Source organism: Kibdelosporangium banguiense, from assembly GCF_017876405.1.
In the GTDB taxonomy this organism is placed as follows: domain Bacteria; phylum Actinomycetota; class Actinomycetes; order Mycobacteriales; family Pseudonocardiaceae; genus Kibdelosporangium; species Kibdelosporangium banguiense.
The window spans coordinates 559,987-583,600 of sequence record NZ_JAGINW010000001.1 but is presented as its reverse complement, the minus strand read 5'-3'; the positions used below and the strand labels follow the sequence as shown (position 1 = coordinate 583,600).

Sequence of the window (23,614 nt, the reverse complement as noted above, 5' to 3'; positions counted from 1 at the left end):
CGTCGATCGAGATGTGCCGGCGGTCGCCTGACCGGTCAAAGTCCTGGGCCAGACCGTGGAGCCGTCGGTCCGTTGGTTGGTCAGCCTGAACTGGGTGGGGTGCGGTCCTGCCAGTGCTCCTCGTTCTGCAGTTGCGCTGCCAGCGAGATGAGGGTCGGTTCGCTGTTCTCGACGCCGATGATCTGGGCTCCGATCGGCAGCCCGGACGAGGTCAGGCCGGCGGGCACGTTGATCCCGGGCAACCCGAGGATGTTCCACGGCCACGCGTAGGGGCAGGTCGCGATCATGGCGCGGGTCGTGGCGAAGTCGGACAGGCCGTCGTAGTGCCCGATCGGGGTCGGGGCAGTGGCCGTTGTCGGCGCGAGGACGACGTCGGCTGTGTCGAAGATGCGCCCCAGGCGGCGCCGTTCGAAACGTTCGTGCAGGTGCGCCAGCTTCACAAATGGCGCTCCCAGAGCGCCCATCCGGGCGTTGAGCTGGGTGCGCTTGTCCAGCAGCCGCAGGTCCGGCACGTGACTGGCCGCCTCCCGCAGGCCGCCGAGCGAACGTGGGAACACCCCGAGCCCGACGATGCCGTACTTCGGACTCGCCAGCTTCACCTCGTGCCCGAGCCGGGCCAGCACTCGCCCGAGCCGGACGACGCCCCGGCGCACTTCCGGATCCAGCTTGGTCGGCGCGAGCGAGAAGGGGACTCGCAGCGCCAGCGCGATGCGCAGCCGCCCTGGCTCACGCCGGGCACTGTCCTGCATGCGGGTACCGGTCGCCGCGATGACGTCCAGCAGCAGGGCCGCGTCCTGGACTGTCCTGGCCAGCGGGCCGTGCGTGGCGAGGCCGTTCCACAAGTCCGGCTGCGGGGCGCCGGTCACCAGCCCGCGCGTCGGCTTGATCCCCACCAGCCCGGTCCACGCAGCTGGGATCCGGATCGAGCCCAGCCCGTCCGAACCGGTCGCGGCCGGTATCAGGCCCGCGGCGACTGCGGCGGCTGAACCTCCAGAAGAGCCACCTGGCGTGTAGCCGACGTCCCACGGGTTGCGGGTGGCTCCAAAAGCGTGCCCCTCGGTGAACGGCCACTGGCCGAACTCCGGGGTGTTGGTCTTGCCGACGATCACCGCACCGGCCTGGCGCAGCCGGCGGACCAGTTCGGCGTCTTCGGTCTTGATCGGGAAGTCACCCGCGCAGCCGAACGCGCTCGGCTCACCGGCGATGTCCGTGTCGTCCTTCACTGCGAGCGGCACGCCCAGCAACGGCGCCCGCTCACCCGCCGCGAGCCGTTCGTCGGCCCGCGCGGCTTCCTCAAGCGCAGCCTCGCGGCGCAGCCTACGGAAGGCGTTGAGACTTGGCTGAGCCTTCTCGATACGGTCCAGTGCCTCGGTGACGAGGTCGACTGAGCTCGTATCGCCCGCAGCGACCAGCTCAACGGTCCGCTGCAAGCCGACGAACTCCGTCACGACACCTCCTGCTGATTCAGGCACGTCACCCAGTGCGGCAGACTAGTCACCTCACTGCAGAGGAGATTACGGTGGTTGACCAGGTTGTCGAGGCCTGCGCACGCGCGGCCAAGCAGGCAGCGCCATCTCTAGCCACGGCGTCCGAGCAAGCCATCGACGCCGCGCTCACCGGGATGGCTGAACGGCTGCGCGCGAGTGCCGCAGCGGTGCTTGAGGCGAATGCCGAGGATGTGCGGGCCGCGCAGGCCGACGGAATGAGTTCCGGCCTGCTCGATCGGCTGACCATCACCGAGGATCGGCTCACCGCGATGGCCGATGCCTTGCTGCTGCTCGCGGGCGTGCCGCACCCGGTACGGGAGACCCCGATCCGTGACCTGCCCGACGGCCTGCGCCTGGTCGAGCGCCGCCGCCCGGTCGGCGTGATCGGCGCCAACTACGAGGCCAGGCCCAACGTCACGGTCGACGTCGCGTCCCAGCTGATCAAGTCGCGCAACGCGGGCGTGCTGCGGACCGGCTCGGCCGCGCTCGGTTCGGCGACGGCCCTGGTGCGTGACGTCATCGTGCCCGCGCTGGCCGATGCCAGGATCGACCCCGCGGTGATTCAGCTCGTGCCCAGCGCGGACCGGGCCGCCGCGGCCGCCCTGGTCCGTTTTCCGGACCTGGTCCCGCTGGTGATCCTGCGCGGAAGCGGCGACAGCACCCGGGAACTGGGTTTCGAGGCAGCCAAGCACGGCGTCCGCACGCTGGCGCACGCCGACGGCGGCGGCGTCCTCTATGTGGATGCGACGGCGGACCTCCCCAAGGCGCACGACCTGATCGCGCGCAGCCTGGACCGGCTCGGCGTGTGCAACCGCCTCAACCTGCTGCTTATCGACTCCGCGATCTACGCCGACGTGCTCCCCGCTGTCCTGGAGACGCTGGACAAGGCCGGTGTGAAGCCGTCGCTGCCCCCGCACGAGCACGCGATCGGTTACGAATGGGCTCTCGATTCGGACCAGGAGGCGACCGTGACCGTGTCGCCGGTCGACGACGCCGTCCAAGCGGCGCAGCTCGCGAACGCGAAGACGTCGGGGCTGGCCGCCGGCATTGTGACCGAAGACGCGGCCGTGGCCGACACCTTCATGTCCACCTACACCGGAACAGGTGTTTTCTGGAACGCCACGACGCGTCTGCTTGACGGGTTCAAACTGCTCGCCGTGCCCGAGACCGGCATAAACATCGACAAAGTGCCCGGCCCGCGGGGTCCTGTGACCTACACCGACCTGTCCCTGCGCCAGTACGCGGTCATCCCCGCTCACAGATGATCTGACCTGCGCGGATGTTGTTGGACGCCCTCGCGTGCTCACATATGTAGCGGGGGATAGTATCCAGACGTCGCCCGGACAGCTGTCTTGGCGCGGCCCCGAACGAGTACCACCACTGGAGGCACGGAGTGACGGCGGTAGCCCCCAAGCCGATCGCGACCCGACCGTTCCCGGCGGGTAAGACGGTCAAGGGTTCGTACCTCCTGCGGTTGTTCCGCACGACGGACCACAAGCAGATCGGGATCATGTACCTGGTCACCGCGTTCGCCTTCTTCATGGTGGGCGGCGCGATGGCGATGCTGATCCGTACCGAGCTCGCCGTGCCGGGACAGCAGTTCCTGTCCCAGGAGCAGTACAACCAGCTGTTCACCATGCACGGCACGATCATGCTGCTGCTGTACGCGACGCCGATCCTGTTCGGGTTTGCGAACTTCGTGCTGCCGCTGCAGATCGGCTCGCCGGACGTGGCGTTCCCGAGGCTGAACGCGTTCTCGTACTGGCTGTACCTGTTCGGCGGCATCATCGTGCTGACCGGCTTCCTGACCCCGGGTGGCGCCGCCGACTTCGGCTGGTTCGCCTACACCCCGCTGTCGGACAAGATCCACTCACCGGGCGTCGGCGCGGACCTGTGGATCTCCGGCCTGGTGGTCTCCGGTCTCGGCACGATCCTCGGCGCGGTCAACATGATCACCACCGTGATCTGCCTGCGCGGACCGGGTATGACGATGTTCCGGATGCCGATCTTCACCTGGAACATCCTGATCACCGCGATCCTCGTACTGATCGCGTTCCCGATCCTGACCGCGGCCCTGCTCGGACTACTCGCCGATCGCCATATCGGGGCACACGTCTTCGATCCGGCCACCGGTGGCGTGATCCTCTGGCAGCACCTGTTCTGGTTCTTCGGCCATCCCGAGGTCTATATCGTCGCGCTGCCGTTCTTCGGGATCATCTCCGAGATCATCCCGGTGTTCAGCCGCAAGCCGCTGTTCGGCTACAAGCCGCTGGTCTACGCGACGCTGTCGATCGCCGCGCTGTCGGTGGCCGTCTGGGCGCACCACATGTACGCGACCGGCGCCGTGCTGTTGCCGTTCTTCTCGTTCATGACGTTCCTGATCGCGGTGCCCACCGGCGTGAAGTTCTTCAACTGGATCCTGACCATGTGGAAGGGCCAGCTGACGTTCGAGACGCCGATGATGTTCTCGATCGGCTTCCTCGTCACGTTCCTCTTCGGCGGCCTGACCGGCATCCTGCTGGCCGCGCCTGCGATCGACTTCCACGTGTCGGACACGTACTTCGTGGTGGCGCACTTCCACTACGTGCTCTACGGCACGATCGTGTTCGCGACCTTCGCCGGGATCTACTTCTGGTTCCCGAAGATCACCGGCCGGTTCATGGACGAGCCGCTGGGCAAGCTGCACTTCTGGACCACGTTCATCGGCTTCCACGGCACGTTCCTGGTCCAGCACTGGGTCGGCAACGAGGGCATGCCCCGCCGGTACGTCGACTACCTGGCCAGCGACGGGTTCACGACGCTGAACACGATCTCCACGATCGGTGCGTACATTCTTGGTGCGTCCACGTTGCCGTTCATCTGGAACGTGTTCAAGAGCTACCGGTACGGGCAGATCGCGGACGCGGACGACCCATGGGGCTACGGCAACTCGCTTGAGTGGGCGACCTCGTCCCCGCCGCCGCGGCACAACTTCAAGGAACTGCCGCGTATCCGCTCCGAGCGGCCCGCGTTCGAGTTGCATTACCCACACATGGTGGATCGGTTCCGGTCCGAGGCGTACACAGGGGTTGGCCACAAGGTGCCGCCTTCAGGTGTGATCGCCGAGAAGACGCAGCCGGACGAGATCACCGGGGGCGACCCTAAGCAGCGGTAGGCCGCGCGCTCGCATCAGCCGAGGAGGGGAACCCTTGCCCGGTCCGACAAGCACGCCCGTACTCATCACGGTTACCGGACCTGACAAGCCAGGCGTGTCGTCGGTCCTGTTCGCCGTGCTCACCCGGCACGGAGTCGAGGTGCTGGATGTCGAACAGGTCGTCATCCGGGGCCAGCTCGTGCTCGGTGTCCTGGTCGGCACCGACCGGGACGCCGAAGGCCTGCAGGAAGCCGTCGAACAGGCGATGGCCAGCGTGACCATGCGGGTCGAAGTCGAGGTGGGCGCCGACCCCCTCACTCCGGCCCGGGTCGGCTCCACGCACGCGGTCGTCGTGCTGGGCCGCCCGGTCAGCGCCAGGTCGTTCACCGAGGTGGCCCGTCGGATGGCCGCGCTGGGCGTCAACATCGACGCGATCCGGCGCGTGGCCGACTACCCGGTGACAGGCCTGGAGCTGCACGTCTCGGTCGCCGAGGACACGCCGGAAGCCGACGCCGGGCTGCGCAACGCGCTCGTCGAGGTGGCTTCACGGGTGGGCCTGGACGTCGCGGTCGAACGCGAAGGCCTGACCAGGCGCGCCAAACGACTGATCGTCTTCGACGTGGACTCCACCCTGATCCAGGGTGAGGTGATCGAGATGCTGGCCGCGCGGGCCGGGTTCGAGCCTCAGGTCAAGGAGATCACCGACGCCGCGATGGCCGGCGAGATCGACTTCACCGAGTCGCTGCACCGCCGGGTGGCTCTGCTCAAGGGACTGCCCGCGTCGGTGCTGGCCGAGGTCGGCGACGAGCTCGAACTCACGGCGGGCGCCCGCACGACGATCCGGACCCTCAAGCGGCTCGGATTCCGGTGCGGTGTGGTGTCCGGCGGGTTCACCCAGGTGATCCAGAACCTGGTCGACGAGCTTGGGTTCGATTTCTGCGCCGCCAACGAGCTCGAGGTCGTCGACGGCGCACTGACCGGCCGGGTGGTCGGTGACATCGTCGACCGGCCCGGCAAGGCGGTCGCCCTACGGCGATTCGCCGACATGTACGAGGTATCGCTCGCACAGTGCGTGGCCGTAGGCGATGGCGCGAACGACATCGACATGCTGTCGGCAGCCGGACTGGGTGTCGCGTTCAACGCCAAGCCCGCGCTCCGCGAGGTGGCCGACACGGCGTTGTCGCACCCCTACCTCGATGTGGTGCTTTTCGTTCTCGGCGTGACGCGGGCCGAAGTCGAGGCCGCCGACGCCGCTGACGGGATCGACCGCGCCCGACTGTGAACACTTCGATTCTCGCTCCGCTGGCCGCTCGCTACGCCTCGTGGCTGGCTCTCCCAGCGGACCAGACCAACCGCGTCGAAACCGAACCTGAGCTGGTCCGCGCGATGCCCATGATCCTGCGCATCGAACGTGACCCCGTGCCAGGCCGTACCGCGTTGCTCGAAGCAGCTGCCTCGGCGGCTCTCGCCGTGTGCCTCGACCCGCGTGCGGAGCCCGAAGGCGAGTGGCACGACGCCGTGTCCGCGTGGGTTGCCGGGCACATCCGTAAGGTCTCCCGTCGAGCGCGCGGTGCTCACTGGCAGACCGCTCAGGGGGTGCCCGGCGTCACCGTTGAGGTCGATGGTGCCGAAGTGCGGGCGCTTGTGCCGGGCCTGGTCGTCGAAACGCCCAAGGAGATCAGCCGCCTGCAGATCTCCGGCAGCGACCTGCCTGAGGACGAGCCAGGCTCGATTCCTGACGATGTGCCGGTGCTCTGGCTGAACCCGGACGTCCCGCTGACCGCGGGCAAGGCGGCCGCACAGGTGGGCCACGCCAGCATGCTGCTCGCCGCGTTGCTCGATGCCGACGACCTCAAAGCATGGGCCGAGACCGGCTACCGGTGTGTGGTCCGGATGCCGAGCCAGGCCCAGTGGGCCGAGCTGCACCCCGGCCAGGACCCAGGAGGCGCCTGGCAGGACCGCCGGGTCATCGCCGTCCGCGACGCCGGATTCACCGAGGTCGATCCGGGCACGGTCACCGTCATCGCCCAGTGGCGCTTCTAGGGAGCCACTGGGCGATCGAGCCGGGTGTCAGCCGACGACGATGCTCACGCCGAGCTTGGTCGTGGCCTCGTTGATCGGCTGGAAGAAGGTGGTCCCGTTGTTGGTGCAGTCACCGATGCCGCCGGACGCCACCCCCTGCGCCTGAGTCCCGCTCAGGAACGGCCCACCGGAATCGCCGGGCTCGCCGCAGATCGAGGTCCGGGTCAAGCCACGGACGATCTTGCCGTCGCCGTAGTTGACGGTCTCGTCGATCGCCGTGACCTCGCCGCACGCGAAGCCGGACGTCTGCCCTGACCGGCACACCGAAGCGCCGATCGGCGCCTGCTCGGTGCCAGTGACCGTGATGGGACCGCCATCGCGGGTGTCCACCGACGCAGTCGTCACCGCGACCGGGTCCGTGATGTCGATCAGGCCGAAGTCGCCGTCGGTGTCGAAGATGCCGGCGTTGACCCGGCCGAGCTCGACGCCATCAGCGAGCACCAACCCGCCTGACGCTGTGCAGTGGCCGGCCGTGACGATGTGCTTGGTACCGCTGGCCCCGTTCGCCGAGAACCCGATGGAGCACCGCGAGCCGCCGATGGTGTAGCCGCGCCCGCCGATGACGTCGGCGAACGTCTGGGCTCCCTTGGTGGTCCACGAGACGCGCACGAGATCGCCGTTGCCCTTGGCGCGCTCGATGAACGAGTCCGCGGCCGGGTCCTTTTTGGCCTCGATCACGACGGTGTTGGTCGGCGGGTCCACGTACCAGGCCACGATCGCCGAGGGAGCGCTTGCACCCATCCGGTCGATCCGCGCTTTGGCGCCCGTCAGGCCCACCAGGTTGTTCTTCAGCAGCCGAGGCTCCGCCCCAGCCTGCCGGACCGCGCCCACGTAGGTCCGGTCGATGATGCCGACCATCAGCTTGCGCTTCGAAGCGTCGTACCAGGCACCCGCGTACGCGTTGCCAAGGTCGCGCCGAAGCTTCGAGACTGTCTTGCTGAGAGCCGCCTCTTCCCGGGCGCGGTTCTTTGCCTCCTGCGCCGTGAGTTTCACGTCCTGGCGCATGGGCGGGTCGAGCGGCGTGGCGGCGCCGACCTCGACTGTTTGTTGGTCCACAGGGTCCCGGTTGGTCGCGGCGACCGCTGAGAGCGACGCCGCCAAAGTCACACCGATCACCAGCCCCAAGAGGATCTTGCGGTTGATCGGGCGTGCCTCGTTCACCCGGTGCGACCCCATACGAATGTCTCCCGCCTTCCGATGCCTCCATAGGGTGGTACGGAAGCATTGGTGCGACGGTTCAACTATTGAGTCTGGCCAATGCGCCGCGTACAACCTGTGGGTCGTACGTAGTCCAGAACGGCGGCAACGAAGCGCGCAGGAATCCGCCGTATCTCGCGGTCGCGAGCCGCGAGTCAAGAATCGCGACAACGCCCTTGTCGTCGTTCGAACGCAGCAACCGTCCGGCGCCCTGGGCGAGCAACAGCGCGGCGTGCGTCGCGGCGACCGTCAGGAACCCGTTGCCACCACGCGCCTCAACCGCGCGCTGCCGCGCAGACGCCAGCGGATCGTCCGGCCGCGGGAACGGGATCCGGTCCATGACCACCAGTTGCAACGACGGCCCCGGCACGTCGACGCCCTGCCACAGCGACAACGTCCCGAACAAACACGTCGCCTCATCCTCGGCGAACTTGCTGACCAGCAGCGACGTCGAGTCCTCGCCCTGGCACAGGATCGGGTTGTCGATGCGGTCCCGCAGCTCGTCGGCTGCCTGCCGCGCCGCCCGCATCGACGAGAACAGCCCCAGCGTGCGACCACCGGCCGCCTTCACCAAGCCTTCGAGCTCATCGAAGAACGCCGGCTGCAGCCCGTCCCGCCCAGGCGGTGGCAAATGCCGCGCCACATACAGAATGCCGCTCTTCTCATGGGTGAACGGCGAGCCGACGTCGATCCCGGACCAGCTGGGGACGTCGTTGTCGGCGGGCGGCGCGATGTCTGTGGCTGTGCCCTCGGCTTTCTGCGACGGCCGCGCCTCCACGGGCAGGCCCCACTGGCGAGCCAGTGCGTCGAACGAGCCACCAAGCGTCAGCGTCGCGGACGTCAGAACCGTGGTGCACTCACCAAAGAGCCGTTCCCGCAGCAGACCCGCGACCCCGAGCGGAGCCACGCGCAGCGCGGGCGGCCGTACGTTTCCGCCGATGACGTCCGAACTGAGCCATACGACGTCCCTGCGTTGCGAGGTGTCGCCGTCGAACGCCTCAAGCATCCGGACGGAGGTGTCGTGGATTTCCTCCAGCAACGCCATTGCTTGCCGTCGCGCGGTTGTGCTGTCGAGATCGCCGGACCGTTCTGGGCCGAGCGCGGTGATGCACGCACGTGCGGCGTCGCGCGTCACCTGCAGCACGGCGTCGAGCGGCTTTGGCAGGTCGTCCAGCCGGCCCTGGGGAATGTCCTCGAAGATCTCCCGGATGCCCTCGGTCGCTTCTTCGAGCCGGTCCACAATGTCCTCGGAGATCTGCCGCCCGCACCGCTTCACGGCCGCCGACACCATGCCCGCGGTCAGTTCCGCGGTGGCCGCGGAGGTGACCCGGTCGACCAGTTCGTGCGCCTCGTCGATGATCACGACGTCGTGCTCGGGCAGCACCTGGTAGCCGCCCAACGCGTCGATCGCGAGCAATGCGTGGTTGGTGACGACCAGGTCCGCACGCCCCGCCTCGGCCCGTGCCAGCTCGGCGAAGCAGTCCGTGCCGGACGGGCACTTGTCCTTGCCGAGGCATTCCTTGGCGGACACCGAGACCTGCCGCCACGCCTGGTCGGTCACGCCGGGCACGAGTTCGTCGCGGTCACCGGTCTCGGTCTCGGAGGACCATTCGAAGAGCCGCTTCACATGCCGGCCCAGCGCGGAGACCGCGAACGGGTCGAACAGCGCGTTGTCGTCCGGCTCCTCAGGTGCGCCGGTGTCCAATCGGTGCAGGCAGAGATAGTTGCGGCGGCCCTTGAGGATCGCGAACGTCGGTTCGCGGCCCAGCGACTTCTTCAACGTCTTGGCCAACCGGGGGAGGTCACGGTCGACGAGCTGGCGCTGCAGGGCGATGGTCGCGGTCGAGACGACCACGGTCTTGCCCTTCTCGATCGCATGGCGCAACGCGGGGACCAGATAGGCCAGCGACTTGCCGGTACCCGTGCCAGCCTGGACCGCGAGATGCTCCCCGGTACGGATCGATTTCTGGACCGCCTCGGCCATGGTCACCTGGCCGGGCCGCTCGGTCCCGCCCACGGCGTCGACAGCTGTGGCGAGAAGGTCCTGCAGGGAGGGGAGAAGCGAGGAGGCGGAGTCGGGCACGGATCGAAGGTACCGGCAGGCACCGTCAAAACACTCAGGCCCTCGAGCGCGTCGCCTCGATCAAGGCGGTAACGGCGGGGTGCCACGGCCCCGTCAGCGGCCCGGTCAGGACCAGCTTCCTTGTTAAGTTTTGCTTCAAAGGCACGAGCACCAGCCGGTGGTCCATCATCGCGGTCATCAGCCCGGGCACGATCGACACACCGATCCCCGCCTGGACCATGGCGATCAACGTGCCGCATTCCCGGACCCGGTGCGTGGGCCGCAGGCGACAGCCGGCCTGCCGGAACAACTCGCGGACGTGCCGTTCGCAGCCGCCGTCGGACAGCAGGAACGGGTCGTCCTCCAGGTCCGCGACGTCGACGGCCTGCTCGTCGGCCAGCGGATGGTCCCGGGGCAGCATCGCGGCGAACGCGTCCGCGCCGATCCGGACGCCGTCGTGGCTCTCCGGGGAGACCAGGACGGCCGCGTCGACGGTCCGTTCGGCGAGCCACTCCACGATCTCGTGGTCCTCGCCTTCGAACAGGCGAACCGTCACGCCCGGGAAGTCGCCCCGCCACCGCGTCAGCAGATCCGGCAACAGGCCCTGGCACACCGTCGCCGGGGCAGCGAGCCGGATCGTGCCGGTCGGCTGGCTCGAATTCTGCGCCGCCAGGTCCGCGATGGCTGCTGTCGCGCCGACCGCAACCCGCGCGTGCTCGATCAACCGGCTGCCGAACGAGGTCAGCTGAGGCTGTTTCGTGCGGTGCAGCACCGGGCTGCCGACCGCTCGCTCGAGCGCCGCGATCGAGTGGGACACGGCTGACTGGCTCACGCCGAGGGCCGGGGCGGCCGCGCTGAACCCACCCTCATCGACGACGGCGAGCAGGGCCCGTAGTTGAGCCAGGTTGACAGTCATGAGCAACTCTCATGGATCACGGTGCTGGACTTGTTTGACTCATTCTGCCTCACCCGGCGAACCTCATGTCCGATCGCCGCCGGACTTGGCCGCGAGACAGGGGAAGGGTGCTGAAGGTGAGCAGAGCAGACGCTGGTCAGCCGGGATGGTCCCGTACGGGAGCCGGTCGTTCGTGGGTGCCGGCGTTCGTGTTGCTGGCGATGCTGTGGGGCTCGTCGTTCCTGCTCATCAAGATCGCGGTGAACGCCGGCGTGGCGCCGATGTGGGTTGGGCTGTGGCGGTGCTTTTTCGGGGCCATCGCCCTCTGGCTGCTGGTTCTCCTCACGCGTCAGCGGATGCCCCGCGACCTGGCGGTCTGGGGGCACGGCGCGGTGGTGGCTCTTCTGCTGAACGCCATCCCGTTCCCGCTGTTCGCCTTCGGCGAGACCAAGATCAGCTCGGTGCTGGCCGGCGTCTGGAACGCGACGGTCCCGCTGATGACCCTCATGTTCGTGCTGGTGCTGCTGCCCGACGAACGGCCGAACGCGCGACGGCTCGCCGGGATGGCCACCGGCTTCGTCGGTGTTCTCGTGGTCCTCGGCATCTGGCATGGCGTCGAAACCGGACCACTGATCGGCACGCTCGCCTGCCTCGGCGCGACGTTCTGCTACGGCGGCGCCTTCGCGTACTCACGCCGCTTCCTGACCGGACGGCCCGAGTCGGCGACGGCGCTCGCCACGGTCCAGGTCACCTGCGGCACGCTGCAACTGGCCCTGGTCACACCGTTGACCGCAGACGCGCCCCAGTGGCCCGGTTTTGGAGCCACCGCGGCGCTGGTCGTGTTGGGGGCGCTCGGTACCGGCGTGGCCTACCAGTTGAACTTCATCGTGATTCGCGCAGCGGGCTCGACGGTGGCGTCGACCGTCACCTACATCACGCCGCTGTTCTCCACCGCACTCGGCGCGGTGTTCCTGGCCGAACCTGTCGGCTTGAACACCGTCGCCGGCGCGGGGCTGATCATCCTGGGTGTCCTGCTGAGCCGGTCAGGCCCGGCTCCTGGCCAGCGCCCACGCGCCCGGCAGGAGCCCGGCCGCCAGCAGGACCTTGATCCCATCGCCGACTAGGAACGGCACCACACCCCGCTCGAACGCGGTCGCCAGGTCGAATCCGGTCGCGGCCATCAGCCACGGCACGCCGATCGCGTAGATCACCAAGCTGCCCAGCACCATCGTGCCGATCGTGCGCAGGACGGTCCGGTCGCCGCCGCGTCCGGCCAGGGCACCGACAAGCACCGCGGCCACCGCGAAGCCGATCAGGTAGCCACCGGTCGCGCCGAGCCAGCCGGAGGTCCCGCCCTGGAACCATGGCACCCCAGCGACGCCGGCCACCACGTAGAGCAGCATCGACAGCGCACCCCGGCGCCAGCCGAGCCCGGCGCCGACCAGCAGCGCGCCGAACGTCTGCCCGGTGATCGGCACCGGGCTGCCTGGCACCGGCAGCACGATCTGCGCCGCGAGACCGGTCAGCGCCGCGCCCCCGACGACCAGTGCGGCATCCCGGACGAGCGCGCCCGGCACGAGGTCCGCGAGCACGGACGGACGGGCCGAAACCGGCACAACTGACACGACAACCTCCCGAATTGATCTCCTTCGGGCAGGCTAGTTCGCCAATCCGGTACTTCAGCTGTGGCGATGCCAACACCCGCGACATCACTGCAGGTAGCGGGGCTCACCAGAACGGGTGGTTGGGCCTCTGCCGGGTCGTGGGACCGGCCCGGGGGACTGATCATGAGGTCATGAAGAGGCAGATGGCTGTCGTGCTGGCGGCTGCCGTCCTGGTGGTGAACGCGGCGCCGGCTACCGCGGCCACGGGCAGCGGCACCGCCTCTGTCGGCTCGGTCGACGTGGTGCTCGAAGGCAAGAAACGGGTGATCCAGCCGCCGGTCGGGCAGTGCTTGACCTCCGGCGGGACCATCAGCAACGCCAGCAAACGCATCCGGCTGCGCGGGGTCGCCGAGTTCGGCGACGGTACGACCAAATGCACGGCCAACCCAGCCAACGGGCGGATCACCGTTGAGGCCACCGGGCAGCGCTTCGAGCTGAACGCGCTACCCGAGTACGGCGGCCCTCGGATCCGTATCAACGACTACCTGGCCACATGCGCCACCACGCTCAACGGCAGCGTGGCCCGGATGCAGTTCTCGGGCCTGGTCGGGATCGAAGCCCCGAAGGAGCTGACGCCCAACTACACGGTGGTCGTCCCAGGGGACCACCCCACGGATCCGCCGCTGGCCAAGGTGATCCTCAACGAGGTCATCGTGCCGTCCCCACCGGACGGCAGCATCACCCTGAACCTGATGCACGTGATCTTCGCGCCGAACGGTGGCGGCCCGATCACCGGTGAGCTCGTTGTGGGCGGCGTTTACTGCACGCCCCTGGTGTGACCTGGGTGGCTCCACGAGGGAGCCACCCAATCAGCCAACCCGTGGCTCCCCGACAAGGTCAGCGCCAGCGCCGCGCAACTGCTCGAGCGCGGAGGCCACAGTGGGCTGCGCGACGCCCGCAGTCAGCTCAAGCAGCACGCGCGTTGTCAGACCCGCCTGCGCCGCGTCCACCGCGGTCGCGCGCACGCAGTGGTCCGTTGCGATGCCCACCACGTCGACGGTCGTGACGTCACGTGCGCGCAGCCAGTCAACGAGAGAGCTGCCGTCCGCGGCCTCGCCCTCGAAACCTGAGTAAGCCGCCGCGTAGGCGCCCTTGGAGAACACCGCCTGGATCGCCGTCACGTCCAACTCCGGATGAAACGACGCCCCGGCCGTCCCGGCGACGCAGTGCACGGGCCAGCTGTCGACGTAGTCCGGTTCGTCGCTGAAGTGCGCACCCGGGTCGATGTGGTAATCCCGGGTGGCCACCACGACGTCATACGGCGTCTCGGAGATGTGCTTGCTGATGGCGGCGGCCACCGCGGCGCCGCCGGTCACCGCCAGCGAACCGCCTTCACAGAAGTCGTTCTGAACGTCCACCACGATCAACGCGTTCGCCACGGTGACTCCCCTAATCGATGAACACGGTCGGGATGGCCGGCTCGCCGTGGGACAGTTTCAGGCCCTCCCAAGGCAGGCTGACCAGGCCGCGCTTGACCCGCTTGCGGCACTGTTCCAGGGTGGGCGGGTCGGCCACCGGCTGTCCACCACGCAGGAACGGAACCTGTAGATCCCGGTCGTTGTCCGACATCTGCGGCCACTGCTTGTCCGGCTGGTACACGACCTCTTCCAGCGCGGTCCCGGTCGGCTTGTGGCGCCGCATCGCGCCCTTGCGCCCGCCGCGCGACTCCTTGTGCGAGCTGCGCTTGGCCACGGGCCGCCCGGCCACCTCGACCAGCTTGTAGACCATGCCCGCGGTCGGCGCGCCAGACCCGGTTACCAGCGAGGTGCCAACCCCATAGGCGTCGACCGGCTCGGCGCGCAGCGCGGCGATCGCGTACTCGTCGAGGTCGCCGGACACCACGATCCGCGTGTCCTTGGCGCCCAGCGAGTCCAGTTGCTCACGGGCGTGCCGCGCGAGCACGCCGACGTCACCGGAGTCGATCCGGATCGCACCCAGATCAGGACCGGCGATCTCGATCGCGGTGTTGATGCCAGCGGTTATGTCGTAGGTGTCGACGAGCAGCGTCGTGCCTACGCCGAGCGCGTCGACCTGCGCCTGGAACGCGGCGCGCTCGTCGTCGTGCAGCAAGGTGAACGCGTGCGCACACGTGCCTGCGGTTGGGATGCCGTACGTACGGCCCGCCTCGAGGTTGGAGGTCGTCGCGAACCCAGCGATATACGCGGCGCGCGCACAGTCCACGGCGGCGCTCTCGTGGGTCCGTCGCGAGCCCATCTCGATGATGGGTCTGCCGTTGGCGGCGCTGACCATGCGTGCAGCTGCCGAGAGGATCGCGCTGTCGTGGTTGAGGATCGACAGCACAACCGTCTCCAGCACCACTGCCTGCGCGAACGTGCCCCGCACGGTCATGAGCGGCGACCCCGGGAAGTACAGCTCGCCTTCCGGGTACCCGTCCACGTCGCCGGTGAAGGTGTAGTTCGCGAGCCAGTCGATGGTCTGTTTGTCGACCACCTTGCTCTCGCTGAGCCTGCTCAGCTCGTCGTCGCCGAAGCGGAACCGCGCGATGGTGTCGAGGACCCGCTGCGTGCCGCCGACGAGCCCGTACCGGCGGCCGTCGGGCAGCCTGCGGGCGAAGACCTCGAAGACACATGGCCGTTCCGCGGTGCCATCCGCGAGTGCGCCAGCCAGCATCGTCAGCTCGTAGTGGTCGGTGAGCAGCGCAGTGCTCGTGCCGGGTCCGTTCATGAAAGGAGAGCCTATGGCGCCCCCACGGGCGACGATCACCCGGCGGGGCGCAAAACGCCTGAACTCGGCACAACGGCTCGCCAGGCGCATGCCACCATTGACACATGACCACGCCAGTCGAGCTGGGGAAGACACACGGGGCCGAGACCGGCGCCGAGGACAAGCCGTGGCAGACGATCGTCTGGAACGACCCGGTCAACCTCATGTCGTACGTGACGTACGTGTTCCAGAAACTGTTCGGCTACACCAGGGACAAGGCCACAAAGCTGATGCTTGACGTGCACCACAAGGGCAAAGCGGTGGTGTCCTCGGGGGACAAGGACAAAGTCGAGGCGGACGTCGCCCGGCTGCACGCCGCGGGTCTCTGGGCCACTATGGAGCGCCCCTCTTGAACCCCTGGCGCAAAGAAGGTGACGTCCTCGTCACCGAGATGGAACGGCAGGAAGCCGCTGTGCTGCGCGGGCTGGTCGGCCAGATCAACGACATGCTGCACGCGCGCGCCGAAGAGGCGCCGAAGGACGAGCTCTCGGAGCTCACCGGCATCCGGACCGGGCCGGCGACCTCGCCGGACGACCCGATCCTGTCGCGGTTGCTGCCGGACTTCCACCGGCTGGACGCCGACCAGCCGTCCAAGGAGGACATGGATTCGGCGGCGGCGCTGCGCTCGCTGCACGAGCCGGAGCTGCTGGACGCCAAGACCGGCGTCGCCGAGGTGCTGCTGGACACATGCCCGCCGGGTGGCGGTGAGGTGCGCCTCAATTTGGACCAGGCCGACGCGTGGCTCTCCGCGCTCAACGACGTCCGGCTTGCTCTGGGGACCGCGCTGGACATCGACGACGACATGCCCGACGAGCTGCCGGACGACGATCCGCGCGCCGACCACCTGCCGGTCTACCACTGGCTCACCGTGGTGCAGGAAGAGCTCGTGCACGCCATCAGCTCATGAAGCCCGGTCCGCTCAACGCGATCACCGACGTCCACGGCGTGACGGTCGGCCATCACCAGCGCACAGGCGACGGTTGGGCAACCGGCACGACGGTCGTGTTGACGCCGCCGGAGACCGTCGGCGCTGTCGACTCGCGAGGCGGCGCGCCCGGGACAAGGGAAACCGACACGGTCCTCCCAGAGAACCTCGTGCAGTTCGTCGACGCCATCTGCTTATCGGGCGGCAGCGCGTACGGCCTGGCGGCGGCCGACGGGGTCATGCAGTGGCTTGCGGAGCACAACCGCGGGCTGCAGGTCGGCGCGGAGCCGCATCACGTCGTGCCGATCGTGCCGTCGGCTGTCCTGTTCGACCTGCCGGTCAACTCGTGGGGCAACCGTCCGGACGCCTCGTTTGGTTACGCAGCGTGTGAAGCAGCGGTTTCCGGGCGCGTTGATCAGGGCTGCGCAGGCGCCGGAACTGGCGCTCGAATCGGCTCGCTCAAAGGCGGTGTCGGCACAGCGAGCACGATTGTCGACGGATTCACAGTGGGCGCGCTTGTCGTTGTGAATGCGGTCGGCGAAGCCGTGAATGCCGGTACCGGCATTCCGTTCGCCGCCGATTTCGAACTCGCGGACGAGTTCGCGGCCAAATGGCCTAACCGGGCCGGGCAATTACCCGACATCCCGAGACGGCGCCTCAACACGACCATCGGCGTGATCGCCGTGGATGCCAGGCTGGGCAAGGCTGAGGCCCGCCGGCTGGCCGTGGCGGCGCACGACGGACTGGCCCGCGCAGTGCGCCCCGCCCACTCGATGTTCGACGGCGACACCGTCTTCGCCCTGGCGACCGGCGTGAAAGACCTGGTCACCGGTGATGGTCCACCAGGAGTACCACTGCGGGCGCTGGCGTTGGACCGGCTCTGCACAGCAGCCGCCGAGACCTTCTCGCGCGCCATGGTGCACGGGCTGCTCCACGCTGAGGCCCACGGAGACCTCCTCGCATACCGCGACATCTGGCCCGAAGCCATAATGCGTCCATGAGTAGTGGGGGCTGGCGCGTGGTGTTATGGGATGACGACATCAATACTGTGGCCACAGTGGCGTTCGTGTTGCACCGGTTGATCGGTATGTCGATCGGCAAGGCGCTTGATCTTCCTCATGAAGTGCATGAACGGGGCGTTGCGGAAATAGCCGTTCTTGAGGACCGGGAACAGGCCGAGATGATGGCCGCGCGGATGCAGGTCTTTGGTTTGCACGGCGGAGTGATCCCGGCATGAGCAACGAGAAGATCCTTCAAGAGAGCGTTCAGCTGCTGGCCGAGACACTGCGGGGTGGCCCAGCTCGGCCGATCAGGTCGTTGGGCTGGTGGGCCCGGTGCAGTCCCGTCGGCGGTCCCAGCGCGCGTGCTGCGCTGTTTGCGCCAGTGTCGCCGGACACACAGGCCGCTGCGGATTTCCGGGAACGGCATGAAAGCGCGATGCAGGCGGAGGTCCTCGCCGCCGTGACCCGTGTGCTGGACCGCTGGGAGCACCAGTGTGAACCTGGGTGCGATCAATCGCACTTCGACGACCTCTTCATCGCCCTGATTCACGTGCGCCTGATGCTGAGTCCACGTCGGGGAGCCACCGAGATCTCGCCCATCGCGGAGCGGGTCGGCACGATCAGCTTGGCGGCGCAGCAAGTGCTGACCGAGAAATGGCTGAGGCCGCTGATCAGCGCGAAACTCAATGCCCCCGGTGATGCGCCGCCGGCTGAGCCAGGGCTGCCTGGATCGGTGCGGGAGGCGCTGGCCCAGTACGACTAGCAGCTGGTGGCCCATCTCACGGCGTGGGAACGCCCGATCCAGCCTTTAGGATGGAGCCGTGTTGCAGATCCGCCGAGACCTCGTGGACGAGATGGTGGCCCACGCCAGGCGCGACCACCCGGACGAGGCCTGTGGAGTGATCGCCGGGCCGGAAGGCACCGACCGTCCGGAACGGTTCGTGCCGATGACCAACGCCGCCCGGTCGCCCACCTTCTACGAGTTCGACTCCGGTGAGCACTTCCGGCTCTGGCGGGAGATGGACCGCAACGACGAGGTGCCTGCGGTGATCTACCACTCGCACACCGCGACCGAGGCTTACCCGTCGCGCACGGACATCAACCTGGCCAGCGAGCCCGAGGCGCACTACGTCCTGGTCTCCACCAGACACCCGGAACAGTACGAACTGCGGTCCTTTCGGATCGTCGACGGCCAGGTGACCGAGGAGCCGGTCGAGGTCGTCGAGTCGTACCTGTTCTCGCACACGGGGGCGGACGACGTCCCCGACTCCTGAGCCGAGTCCCCGTTCCGCATTGTGTCCGAATCCCAGAGCCGGAGGTTACCCATGGCTGTGACCGTTTCCATTCCCACGATCCTGCGCACGCACACCGGTGGCGAGAAGGCCGTCGAGGCGACCGGCGCGACCGTCGCCGAGATCATCGACGACCTGGAGGCTCGCCACGGGGGCCTCAAGACCCGACTGGTCAAGGAAGGCACCCTGCACCGGTTCGTGAACGTCTACGTCAACGACGAGGACGTCCGGTTCGCCGGCGGCCTCGAGGCGAAGGTGTCCGACGGCGACACGGTGACGATCCTGCCCGCCGTCGCCGGCGGCTGATTCGTGACCAGGTACGACTCGCTGCTCGACGCGCTGGGCAACACCCCGCTTGTCGGTCTGCCCCGGTTGTCGCCGGGCGACGGCGTACGGCTCTGGGCCAAGCTGGAGGACCGCAACCCGACCGGTTCGGTGAAGGACCGGCCGGCCCTGGCGATGATCGAGTCGGCAGAGCGCGACGGCCGGCTCACGCCAGGGTGCACCATCCTGGAGCCCACATCCGGCAACACCGGCATCGCGCTGGCCATGGCTGCGAAGCTCAAGGGCTACGGCTTGGTCTGTGTGATGCCGGAGAACACCTCCGAGGAGCGCCGTCAGCTGCTGCAGGCGTACGGCGCGCGCATCGTGTTCTCGCCTGCGGCCGGTGGGTCCAACCAGGCGGTCGCGCGGGCCAAGGAGCTGGCCAAGCAGAACACCGACTGGGTGATGCTCTACCAGTACGGCAACGAGGACAACGTCCGCGCCCACTACGAGGGCACCGGGCCGGAGATCCTGCGTGATCTGCCGTCGGTGACGCATTTCGTTGCCGGCCTGGGCACGACCGGGACCCTGGTCGGGGTGGGCCGCTATTTGCGCCAGCAGAAACCGGGCGTGCAGATCATCGCGGCTGAGCCGCGGTACGGCGAGCTGGTGTACGGCCTGCGCAACCTCGACGAGGGCTTCGTGCCCGAGTTGTACGACCCGTCCGTGCTGACCGGCCGCTATTCCGTCGGTTCGTACGACGCGTTGCGCCGGACCCGGCAGTTGCTCGAGACCGAGGGCATCTTCGCGGGGATCTCCACAGGAGCCATCCTGCACGCGGCGCTTGCCGTCGCGGAGAAGGCGGCGAGCGCGGGCACTGAGGCCGACGTGGTCTTCGTCGTGGCCGACGGCGGCTGGAAGTATCTGTCCACCGGCGCTTACAGCGGTTCGCTCGACGAGGCTGCGGCGCGCCTGGACGGCCACCTCTGGGCGTAGGCGCAATTATTGAGCCAGGGCCGTCAACCTGCGAAAACGGTTGACGGCATTCCTGTGCCTACATCAGGCACGACAAAGACCGACCCGGCTAGCGGCTGCTGCTCAAGCTCTTCGTCGGTCAACCCGACGCGGGCCGTGGTGATGTACAGGTCGGCCAGATTGGCGCCGCCGAAGCAGCACGCGGTCGTCAGGCTGGCCGGCACGGTGATCGTGCGGTCCAGCTTGCCGTCCGGCGTGTAGCGGCGGACCTGACCTTCGCCCCACAGTGCGACCCATATGCAGCCGTCCGCGTCGACGCACAGACCGTCCGGCGAGCCGGCGACGTCGACGAGGTGGCGCCGTGAGGTGACCGCCCCGGTCGCCAGGTCGTAGTCGAACACGTCGATCAGGCCAGTTGGCGTGTCCGCGAAGTACATCCGGGTGTTGTCCGGGCTCCAGCCAACGCCGTTGCTGATGGTCACTTTTTCGAGCACCATGCTCGCCTTGCCGTCCGGTTCGACCCGCGCCAGCCAGCCTCCGCCGTCGGCCGTGTCGTAGCGCATGGTCCCCGCCCAGAGCCGCCCCGCCGCGTCGACACCCGCGTCGTTGCCACGCACGTTGTCCCTGGCCCAATAGACGAGCCACCGGTATTCACCTGCGGAATCGACGATCGCCACCCCGTCGCGGAGGTTCACCACGAGCCCGCCGCCTGCCCTCGGTTTCGCGGCGCCGACGTGCTGCGGCGCGGTGCTGGTCTCGTTGACCCCGGTCGACGGGTTCCAGCGGTGGATCTCCGGAGCCAGGATGTCGACCCAGATCAGCGTGCCCGAGCGGGCGTCCCACGTCGGCCCCTCACCGAGACTGGCCGTCGCCTGAACCGCGATGTCGAGAGTCACAGCCCGATACTGTCATCTTGTGGACCCCACCGGATTACCCAACCAGGACGAGCCACCCAGACCGCCTAAGCCGCCCGTGCCCGCGGCCAAACGGATCTTCCCGCCGAACCCGCTGCAGGCGCTGCTCGTGGTGGTGGGATTTGTCGCCTTGCTGTTCGTGATCGAAGGTGTGGACGTCGTGCTGGGCCACACCCTTGACTACCACGGGATCTGGCCCCGCGACATCGACGAGTGGGACGGCATCCTGTGGGCGCCGTTGCTGCACGCGGGCTGGGACCACCTGCTGGCCAACGCTGTGCCGTTCCTCGTGCTGGGCCTGCTGGCCACGGCCGGCGGGATGGGCCAGTTCCTCGGGGTCACCACTATCATCTGGCTGGCCAGCGGCGTCGGCACGTTCCTGGTCGGCCAGGACGGGGTGCACCTGGGCGCGTCCGGCGTGGTGTTCGGATTCCTGACGTTCCTGCTGGTCCGCGGCTTGTTCGTGCGGAGTGTCCCGCAGATCCTGATCGCCGTCGGGGTCTTCGCGGTCTACGGTTCCGTGCTCTGGGGTGTGCTGCCCAACCAGCCGGGCATCTCCTGGGAAGGGCACCTTTCCGGAGCCATCGGCGGCATCCTCGCGGCCTGGCTGGTCGGCCGGGCACTGCGGCAGGCGGCGCGGCCGCCTGCCATTTCCGGGTGAATCCGGGGTTTCACCTGATCCCAGGCCAACCGGCCGCGACGTAGCCTCGAAGTGTGAGCACACTGCCTGCCAAGCCCGCCGACCCGGGTCCGATGAACCGGGTCGTGCCGCCGAACCCCAAACAGGCGGCGTTCGTGGTGCTGGGCTTCACCGCGTTGATGTACCTGATCGAACTCATCGACGTGGCGCTGCCGGTGCACCTGGATCGCTGGGGGATCGTGGCGAGGTCGTGGTCCGGGCTCGACGGTGTGATCTGGGCGCCGTTGCTGCACGGTGGCTGGGGCCACCTGTTCAGCAACACGCTGCCGGTCCTGTTGTTCGGGTTCCTCGCGATGGCCGGCGGACTGGGCCAGTGGATCGCGGTGACCGTGACCATCTGGCTGGTCAGCGGTCTGGGCGTATGGCTGACCGCGCCGTCCGGCGTGATCACCGTCGGCGCGTCCGGGATCGCATTCGGGTGGTTGGCGTTCCTGCTGGTCCGCGGGATCTTCAACAAGAGCCTCAAACAGCTCGCGGTGGCTTTCGTGTTGTTCCTGTACTGGGGCAGCACCCTGCTGGGCGTGCTGCCTGGTGACCCGGGGATCTCCTGGCAGGGACACCTGTTCGGGGCGCTGGCCGGCGTGCTGACCGCATGGCTCACCTCAAGGGCCACCCGGGTCAAGGCGGCCGCGAACCCGACGCTCCCGGAGTTGCCGGCTTGATCTCCGCCGACGCGCCGATCGGGGTGTTCGACTCCGGGGTCGGCGGACTCACCGTGGCCCGCGCCATCCGGGACCAGCTTCCCGCCGAGAAACTCCGTTACGTCGGCGACACCGAACGTACGCCGTACGGTCCGCTGCCCATAGCTGATGTCCGGGCGCACTCGCTGGCGATCATGGACGAACTGGCCGACAGCGGCGTGAAGATGCTGGTGATCGCCTGCAACACGGCTTCGTCAGCGTGTCTGCGCGACGCGCGGGAGCGCTATTCCATCCCGGTCGTCGAGGTGGTCCTGCCAGCGGTGCGCCGCGCGGTCGCCACCACGAGGACCGGCCGTATCGGAGTGATTGGCACGATCGGCACGATCAGGTCCGGCGCGTACCAGGACGCGTTCGCCGCGGCCAAGGATGTGACCGTCACCGCCGCGCCGTGCCCTCGGTTCGCCGAGTTCGTCGAGCGGGGGGTCACTTCAGGGCGCCAGGTCCTCGGTCTGGCGCAGAGCTACCTCGAACCGTTGCAGCGCGCCGACGTCGACACGCTGGTCCTTGGTTGCACGCACTATCCGTTGCTGACGGGTGTCCTGCAGATCGTGATGGGCGAGAACGTCACGCAGGTCTCCAGCGCCGAGGAGACGGCCAAGGACGTGGTCCGCGTACTGACCGAGCGGGACCTGCTGCGGGAGGCGGGCGACGAGCCGCGGCACGAATTTCTAGCCACCGGTCCAGTCGCCCCCTTCCACCGCCTGGCCAGGCGTTTCCTTGGGCTGGAAGTGGCCGGAGTTAGGCCGTTGGTGCGAAATTGACCTCTTGTTGGCACGTGGTATGTAACGCTTTGCGGCGTGTTGTTGACCGTGCTGGGCTGTTCGGGCAGCGTTCCCGGGCCGACGTCGCCCGCCTCGGGCTACTTGGTCGAGGCCGACGATTTTCTGATGGCGATGGATCTCGGCAACGGCACGCTGGCCGAGCTGCAGTGTTACTGCGATCCGTTCCTGCTCGGCGCTCTGCTGCTGTCGCATCTGCATCCTGACCACTGCGCCGACGTCACCGCGCTGACGGTCTTCCGGAGGTACCACCCGGCTGCGGCGCAGCGTGGTGCCCTCCGGTTGCCCGTCTACGGCCCCAAGGATGCGCCAGAACGGTTCGCGAGGGCCTACGCACCGGACCCGGACGAGCTCGCCGATACGGACCTCACAGACACCTTCGACTTCCAGCCGCTGGGGCCCGGGACGTTCCAGATCGGGCCCTTCGAGGTGACCGCCCTCCCCGTGTCGCATCCATGCGAGGCGTACGGCTTCCGTGTCACCCATGGCGGCCGCACGCTCGTCTACACCGGTGACAGCGGCCCGTGCGACGCGTTGGACAAGCTGGCCGACGGCGCGGACCTGCTACTCGCGGAGGCCTCGTGGACGCACCACCCTGACCGTCCGGCAGACATGCACCTGTCCGGCCAGCAAGCCGGCGAGCTGGCCAGCCGCGCCGGGGTGTCCAAGCTGCTCATCACGCACGTACTGCCGTGGACCGACCGGGGGGCGGTCCTCGCGGAGGCCCAGGCGGCCTTCGACGGTGATTGCAGACTGGTGGAGAACGGCGACGCTTACACGGTTTAGCGTCCCACCTGGCATGCTGGCTCATTGATGACG

26 protein-coding genes are annotated in these 23,614 nt (G+C 68.2%); 18 read left to right on the top strand and 8 right to left on the bottom strand.

Annotation, left to right across the window (positions count from 1 at the left end):
• Window positions 1-80: 80 nt before the first annotated feature.
• Window positions 81-1,448 (bottom strand): amidase, encoded by a 1,368-nt coding sequence (locus JOF56_RS02755; RefSeq protein WP_209634061.1) that lies wholly within the window; start codon window positions 1,446-1,448, stop codon window positions 81-83.
• Between the two features lie 32 nt (window positions 1,449-1,480).
• Here JOF56_RS02755 and JOF56_RS02750 point away from each other — a divergent pair, with 32 nt between their 5' ends.
• From JOF56_RS02750 to JOF56_RS02735, 4 genes are all read left to right on the top strand, one after another.
• Complete coding sequence (locus JOF56_RS02750) at window positions 1,481-2,752, top strand: aldehyde dehydrogenase family protein (RefSeq protein WP_209634059.1); 1,272 nt, start codon at window positions 1,481-1,483, stop codon at window positions 2,750-2,752.
• A gap of 128 nt (window positions 2,753-2,880) precedes the next feature.
• Window positions 2,881-4,641, top strand: coding sequence for an aa3-type cytochrome oxidase subunit I (gene ctaD / locus JOF56_RS02745; protein ID WP_209634057.1), 1,761 nt, complete (start codon window positions 2,881-2,883; stop codon window positions 4,639-4,641).
• A 34-nt stretch (window positions 4,642-4,675) separates the two neighbouring features.
• Window positions 4,676-5,902, top strand: coding sequence for a phosphoserine phosphatase SerB (serB, locus tag JOF56_RS02740; RefSeq protein WP_209634055.1), 1,227 nt, complete (start codon window positions 4,676-4,678; stop codon window positions 5,900-5,902).
• The gene (locus JOF56_RS02735; protein ID WP_209634053.1) at window positions 5,899-6,663 is read left to right on the top strand and encodes a peptidyl-tRNA hydrolase; all 765 of its coding nucleotides are present in this window, start codon (window positions 5,899-5,901) and stop codon (window positions 6,661-6,663) included. Before serB ends, JOF56_RS02735 begins: the two co-directional genes overlap by 4 nt.
• Window positions 6,664-6,690: 27 nt before the next feature.
• On the opposite strand, the gene JOF56_RS57590 is transcribed toward JOF56_RS02735, so the two are convergent.
• The 3 genes from JOF56_RS57590 to JOF56_RS02720 all read right to left on the bottom strand — a co-directional run bounded on the left by JOF56_RS57590 (window position 6,691) and on the right by JOF56_RS02720 (window position 10,877).
• Complete coding sequence (locus tag JOF56_RS57590) at window positions 6,691-7,863, bottom strand: S1 family peptidase (protein ID WP_209634051.1); 1,173 nt, start codon at window positions 7,861-7,863, stop codon at window positions 6,691-6,693.
• Between the two features lie 76 nt (window positions 7,864-7,939).
• Entirely contained in the window at window positions 7,940-9,982 is a 2,043-nt protein-coding gene (locus tag JOF56_RS02725; protein WP_307854891.1) for an ATP-dependent DNA helicase, read from the bottom strand.
• Between the two features lie 34 nt (window positions 9,983-10,016).
• Entirely contained in the window at window positions 10,017-10,877 is an 861-nt protein-coding gene (locus JOF56_RS02720) for a LysR family transcriptional regulator (protein ID WP_209634049.1), read from the bottom strand.
• Window positions 10,878-10,993: 116 nt separating this feature from the next.
• On the opposite strand from JOF56_RS02720, the gene JOF56_RS02715 reads away from it, so the two are divergent.
• Entirely contained in the window at window positions 10,994-11,980 is a 987-nt protein-coding gene (locus JOF56_RS02715; protein WP_307854890.1) for a DMT family transporter, read from the top strand.
• Here JOF56_RS02715 and JOF56_RS02710 read toward each other — a convergent pair.
• Window positions 11,900-12,481: a biotin transporter BioY gene (locus JOF56_RS02710; protein ID WP_307854889.1), complete on the bottom strand. Its 582-nt coding sequence runs from the start codon at window positions 12,479-12,481 to the stop codon at window positions 11,900-11,902. The genes JOF56_RS02715 and JOF56_RS02710 overlap by 81 nt on opposite strands.
• Before the next feature lie 170 nt (window positions 12,482-12,651).
• Between JOF56_RS02710 and JOF56_RS02705 the strand changes: the two genes are divergently transcribed.
• Window positions 12,652-13,299, top strand: coding sequence for a choice-of-anchor P family protein (locus tag JOF56_RS02705; RefSeq protein ID WP_209634045.1), 648 nt, complete (start codon window positions 12,652-12,654; stop codon window positions 13,297-13,299).
• A 30-nt stretch (window positions 13,300-13,329) separates the two neighbouring features.
• Here the strand turns inward: JOF56_RS02705 and JOF56_RS02700 are convergent, their stop codons facing one another.
• Window positions 13,330-13,899 carry an isochorismatase family protein gene (locus JOF56_RS02700; protein ID WP_209634043.1) on the bottom strand — a complete coding sequence of 190 codons (570 nt, stop codon included), beginning with the start codon at window positions 13,897-13,899 and terminating at the stop codon, window positions 13,330-13,332.
• 10 nt (window positions 13,900-13,909) lie between these two features.
• Window positions 13,910-15,205, bottom strand: a complete 1,296-nt coding sequence (locus JOF56_RS02695) for a nicotinate phosphoribosyltransferase (protein WP_209634041.1) — start codon at window positions 15,203-15,205, stop codon at window positions 13,910-13,912.
• A 104-nt stretch (window positions 15,206-15,309) separates the two neighbouring features.
• On the opposite strand from JOF56_RS02695, the gene clpS reads away from it, so the two are divergent.
• Genes clpS through JOF56_RS02655 form a run of 8 tightly spaced genes read left to right on the top strand, consistent with a single transcriptional unit; the run spans window position 15,310 to window position 19,722 of the window.
• Entirely contained in the window at window positions 15,310-15,597 is a 288-nt protein-coding gene (clpS, locus tag JOF56_RS02690) for an ATP-dependent Clp protease adapter ClpS (RefSeq protein ID WP_209634039.1), read from the top strand.
• Window positions 15,594-16,151 carry a DUF2017 domain-containing protein gene (locus JOF56_RS02685; RefSeq protein WP_209634037.1) on the top strand — a complete coding sequence of 186 codons (558 nt, stop codon included), beginning with the start codon at window positions 15,594-15,596 and terminating at the stop codon, window positions 16,149-16,151. Before clpS ends, JOF56_RS02685 begins: the two co-directional genes overlap by 4 nt.
• Window positions 16,148-17,170, top strand: coding sequence for a P1 family peptidase (locus JOF56_RS02680; protein ID WP_209634035.1), 1,023 nt, complete (start codon window positions 16,148-16,150; stop codon window positions 17,168-17,170). Before JOF56_RS02685 ends, JOF56_RS02680 begins: the two co-directional genes overlap by 4 nt.
• Window positions 17,167-17,406, top strand: a complete 240-nt coding sequence (locus JOF56_RS02675; protein WP_209634033.1) for an ATP-dependent Clp protease adaptor ClpS — start codon at window positions 17,167-17,169, stop codon at window positions 17,404-17,406. The genes JOF56_RS02680 and JOF56_RS02675 overlap by 4 nt, the downstream gene beginning before the upstream one ends.
• Entirely contained in the window at window positions 17,403-17,933 is a 531-nt protein-coding gene (locus tag JOF56_RS02670; RefSeq protein WP_209634031.1) for a DUF2017 family protein, read from the top strand. The genes JOF56_RS02675 and JOF56_RS02670 overlap by 4 nt, the downstream gene beginning before the upstream one ends.
• 58 nt (window positions 17,934-17,991) lie before the next feature.
• A complete protein-coding gene (locus JOF56_RS02665; RefSeq protein ID WP_307854888.1) occupies window positions 17,992-18,444 on the top strand; it encodes a M67 family metallopeptidase in 453 nt (150 codons plus the stop codon).
• Window positions 18,445-18,495: 51 nt separating this feature from the next.
• Window positions 18,496-18,768: a MoaD/ThiS family protein gene (locus JOF56_RS02660; protein WP_209634029.1), complete on the top strand. Its 273-nt coding sequence runs from the start codon at window positions 18,496-18,498 to the stop codon at window positions 18,766-18,768.
• Between the two features lie 3 nt (window positions 18,769-18,771).
• Window positions 18,772-19,722 carry a PLP-dependent cysteine synthase family protein gene (locus JOF56_RS02655; RefSeq protein WP_209634027.1) on the top strand — a complete coding sequence of 317 codons (951 nt, stop codon included), beginning with the start codon at window positions 18,772-18,774 and terminating at the stop codon, window positions 19,720-19,722.
• A 23-nt stretch (window positions 19,723-19,745) separates the two neighbouring features.
• Here the strand turns inward: JOF56_RS02655 and JOF56_RS02650 are convergent, their stop codons facing one another.
• On the bottom strand, window positions 19,746-20,597 hold the full coding sequence (locus JOF56_RS02650; protein ID WP_209634025.1) for an SMP-30/gluconolactonase/LRE family protein: 852 nt from the start codon (window positions 20,595-20,597) through the stop codon (window positions 19,746-19,748).
• Window positions 20,598-20,616: 19 nt separating this feature from the next.
• Here JOF56_RS02650 and JOF56_RS02645 point away from each other — a divergent pair, with 19 nt between their 5' ends.
• Genes JOF56_RS02645 through JOF56_RS02630 form a run of 4 tightly spaced genes read left to right on the top strand, consistent with a single transcriptional unit; the run spans window position 20,617 to window position 23,581 of the window.
• Window positions 20,617-21,276, top strand: coding sequence for a rhomboid family intramembrane serine protease (locus tag JOF56_RS02645; protein WP_372447821.1), 660 nt, complete (start codon window positions 20,617-20,619; stop codon window positions 21,274-21,276).
• Window positions 21,277-21,329: 53 nt separating this feature from the next.
• The gene (locus JOF56_RS02640) at window positions 21,330-21,977 is read left to right on the top strand and encodes a rhomboid family intramembrane serine protease (protein ID WP_372447820.1); all 648 of its coding nucleotides are present in this window, start codon (window positions 21,330-21,332) and stop codon (window positions 21,975-21,977) included.
• On the top strand, window positions 21,974-22,777 hold the full coding sequence (gene murI / locus JOF56_RS02635) for a glutamate racemase (RefSeq protein ID WP_245378123.1): 804 nt from the start codon (window positions 21,974-21,976) through the stop codon (window positions 22,775-22,777). Before JOF56_RS02640 ends, murI begins: the two co-directional genes overlap by 4 nt.
• A 36-nt stretch (window positions 22,778-22,813) precedes the next feature.
• The gene (locus JOF56_RS02630; protein ID WP_209634020.1) at window positions 22,814-23,581 is read left to right on the top strand and encodes an MBL fold metallo-hydrolase; all 768 of its coding nucleotides are present in this window, start codon (window positions 22,814-22,816) and stop codon (window positions 23,579-23,581) included.
• The last annotated feature ends 33 nt before the right edge of the window (window positions 23,582-23,614 follow it).

Excerpts from the sequence above, each read along its gene's own strand:
- JOF56_RS02660 (WP_209634029.1), top strand. The coding sequence starts at position 18,496 with ATGGCTGTGACCGTTTCCATTCCCACGATCCTGCGCACGCACACCGGT.
- JOF56_RS02720 (WP_209634049.1), bottom strand. The coding sequence starts at position 10,877 with ATGACTGTCAACCTGGCTCAACTACGGGCCCTGCTCGCCGTCGTCGAT.
- JOF56_RS02695 (WP_209634041.1), bottom strand. The coding sequence starts at position 15,205 with ATGAACGGACCCGGCACGAGCACTGCGCTGCTCACCGACCACTACGAG.
- clpS (WP_209634039.1), top strand. The coding sequence starts at position 15,310 with ATGACCACGCCAGTCGAGCTGGGGAAGACACACGGGGCCGAGACCGGC.
- JOF56_RS02705 (WP_209634045.1), top strand. The coding sequence starts at position 12,652 with ATGAAGAGGCAGATGGCTGTCGTGCTGGCGGCTGCCGTCCTGGTGGTG.
- JOF56_RS02670 (WP_209634031.1), top strand. The coding sequence starts at position 17,403 with ATGAGCAACGAGAAGATCCTTCAAGAGAGCGTTCAGCTGCTGGCCGAG.
- JOF56_RS02675 (WP_209634033.1), top strand. The coding sequence starts at position 17,167 with ATGAGTAGTGGGGGCTGGCGCGTGGTGTTATGGGATGACGACATCAAT.
- JOF56_RS02680 (WP_209634035.1), top strand. The coding sequence starts at position 16,148 with ATGAAGCCCGGTCCGCTCAACGCGATCACCGACGTCCACGGCGTGACG.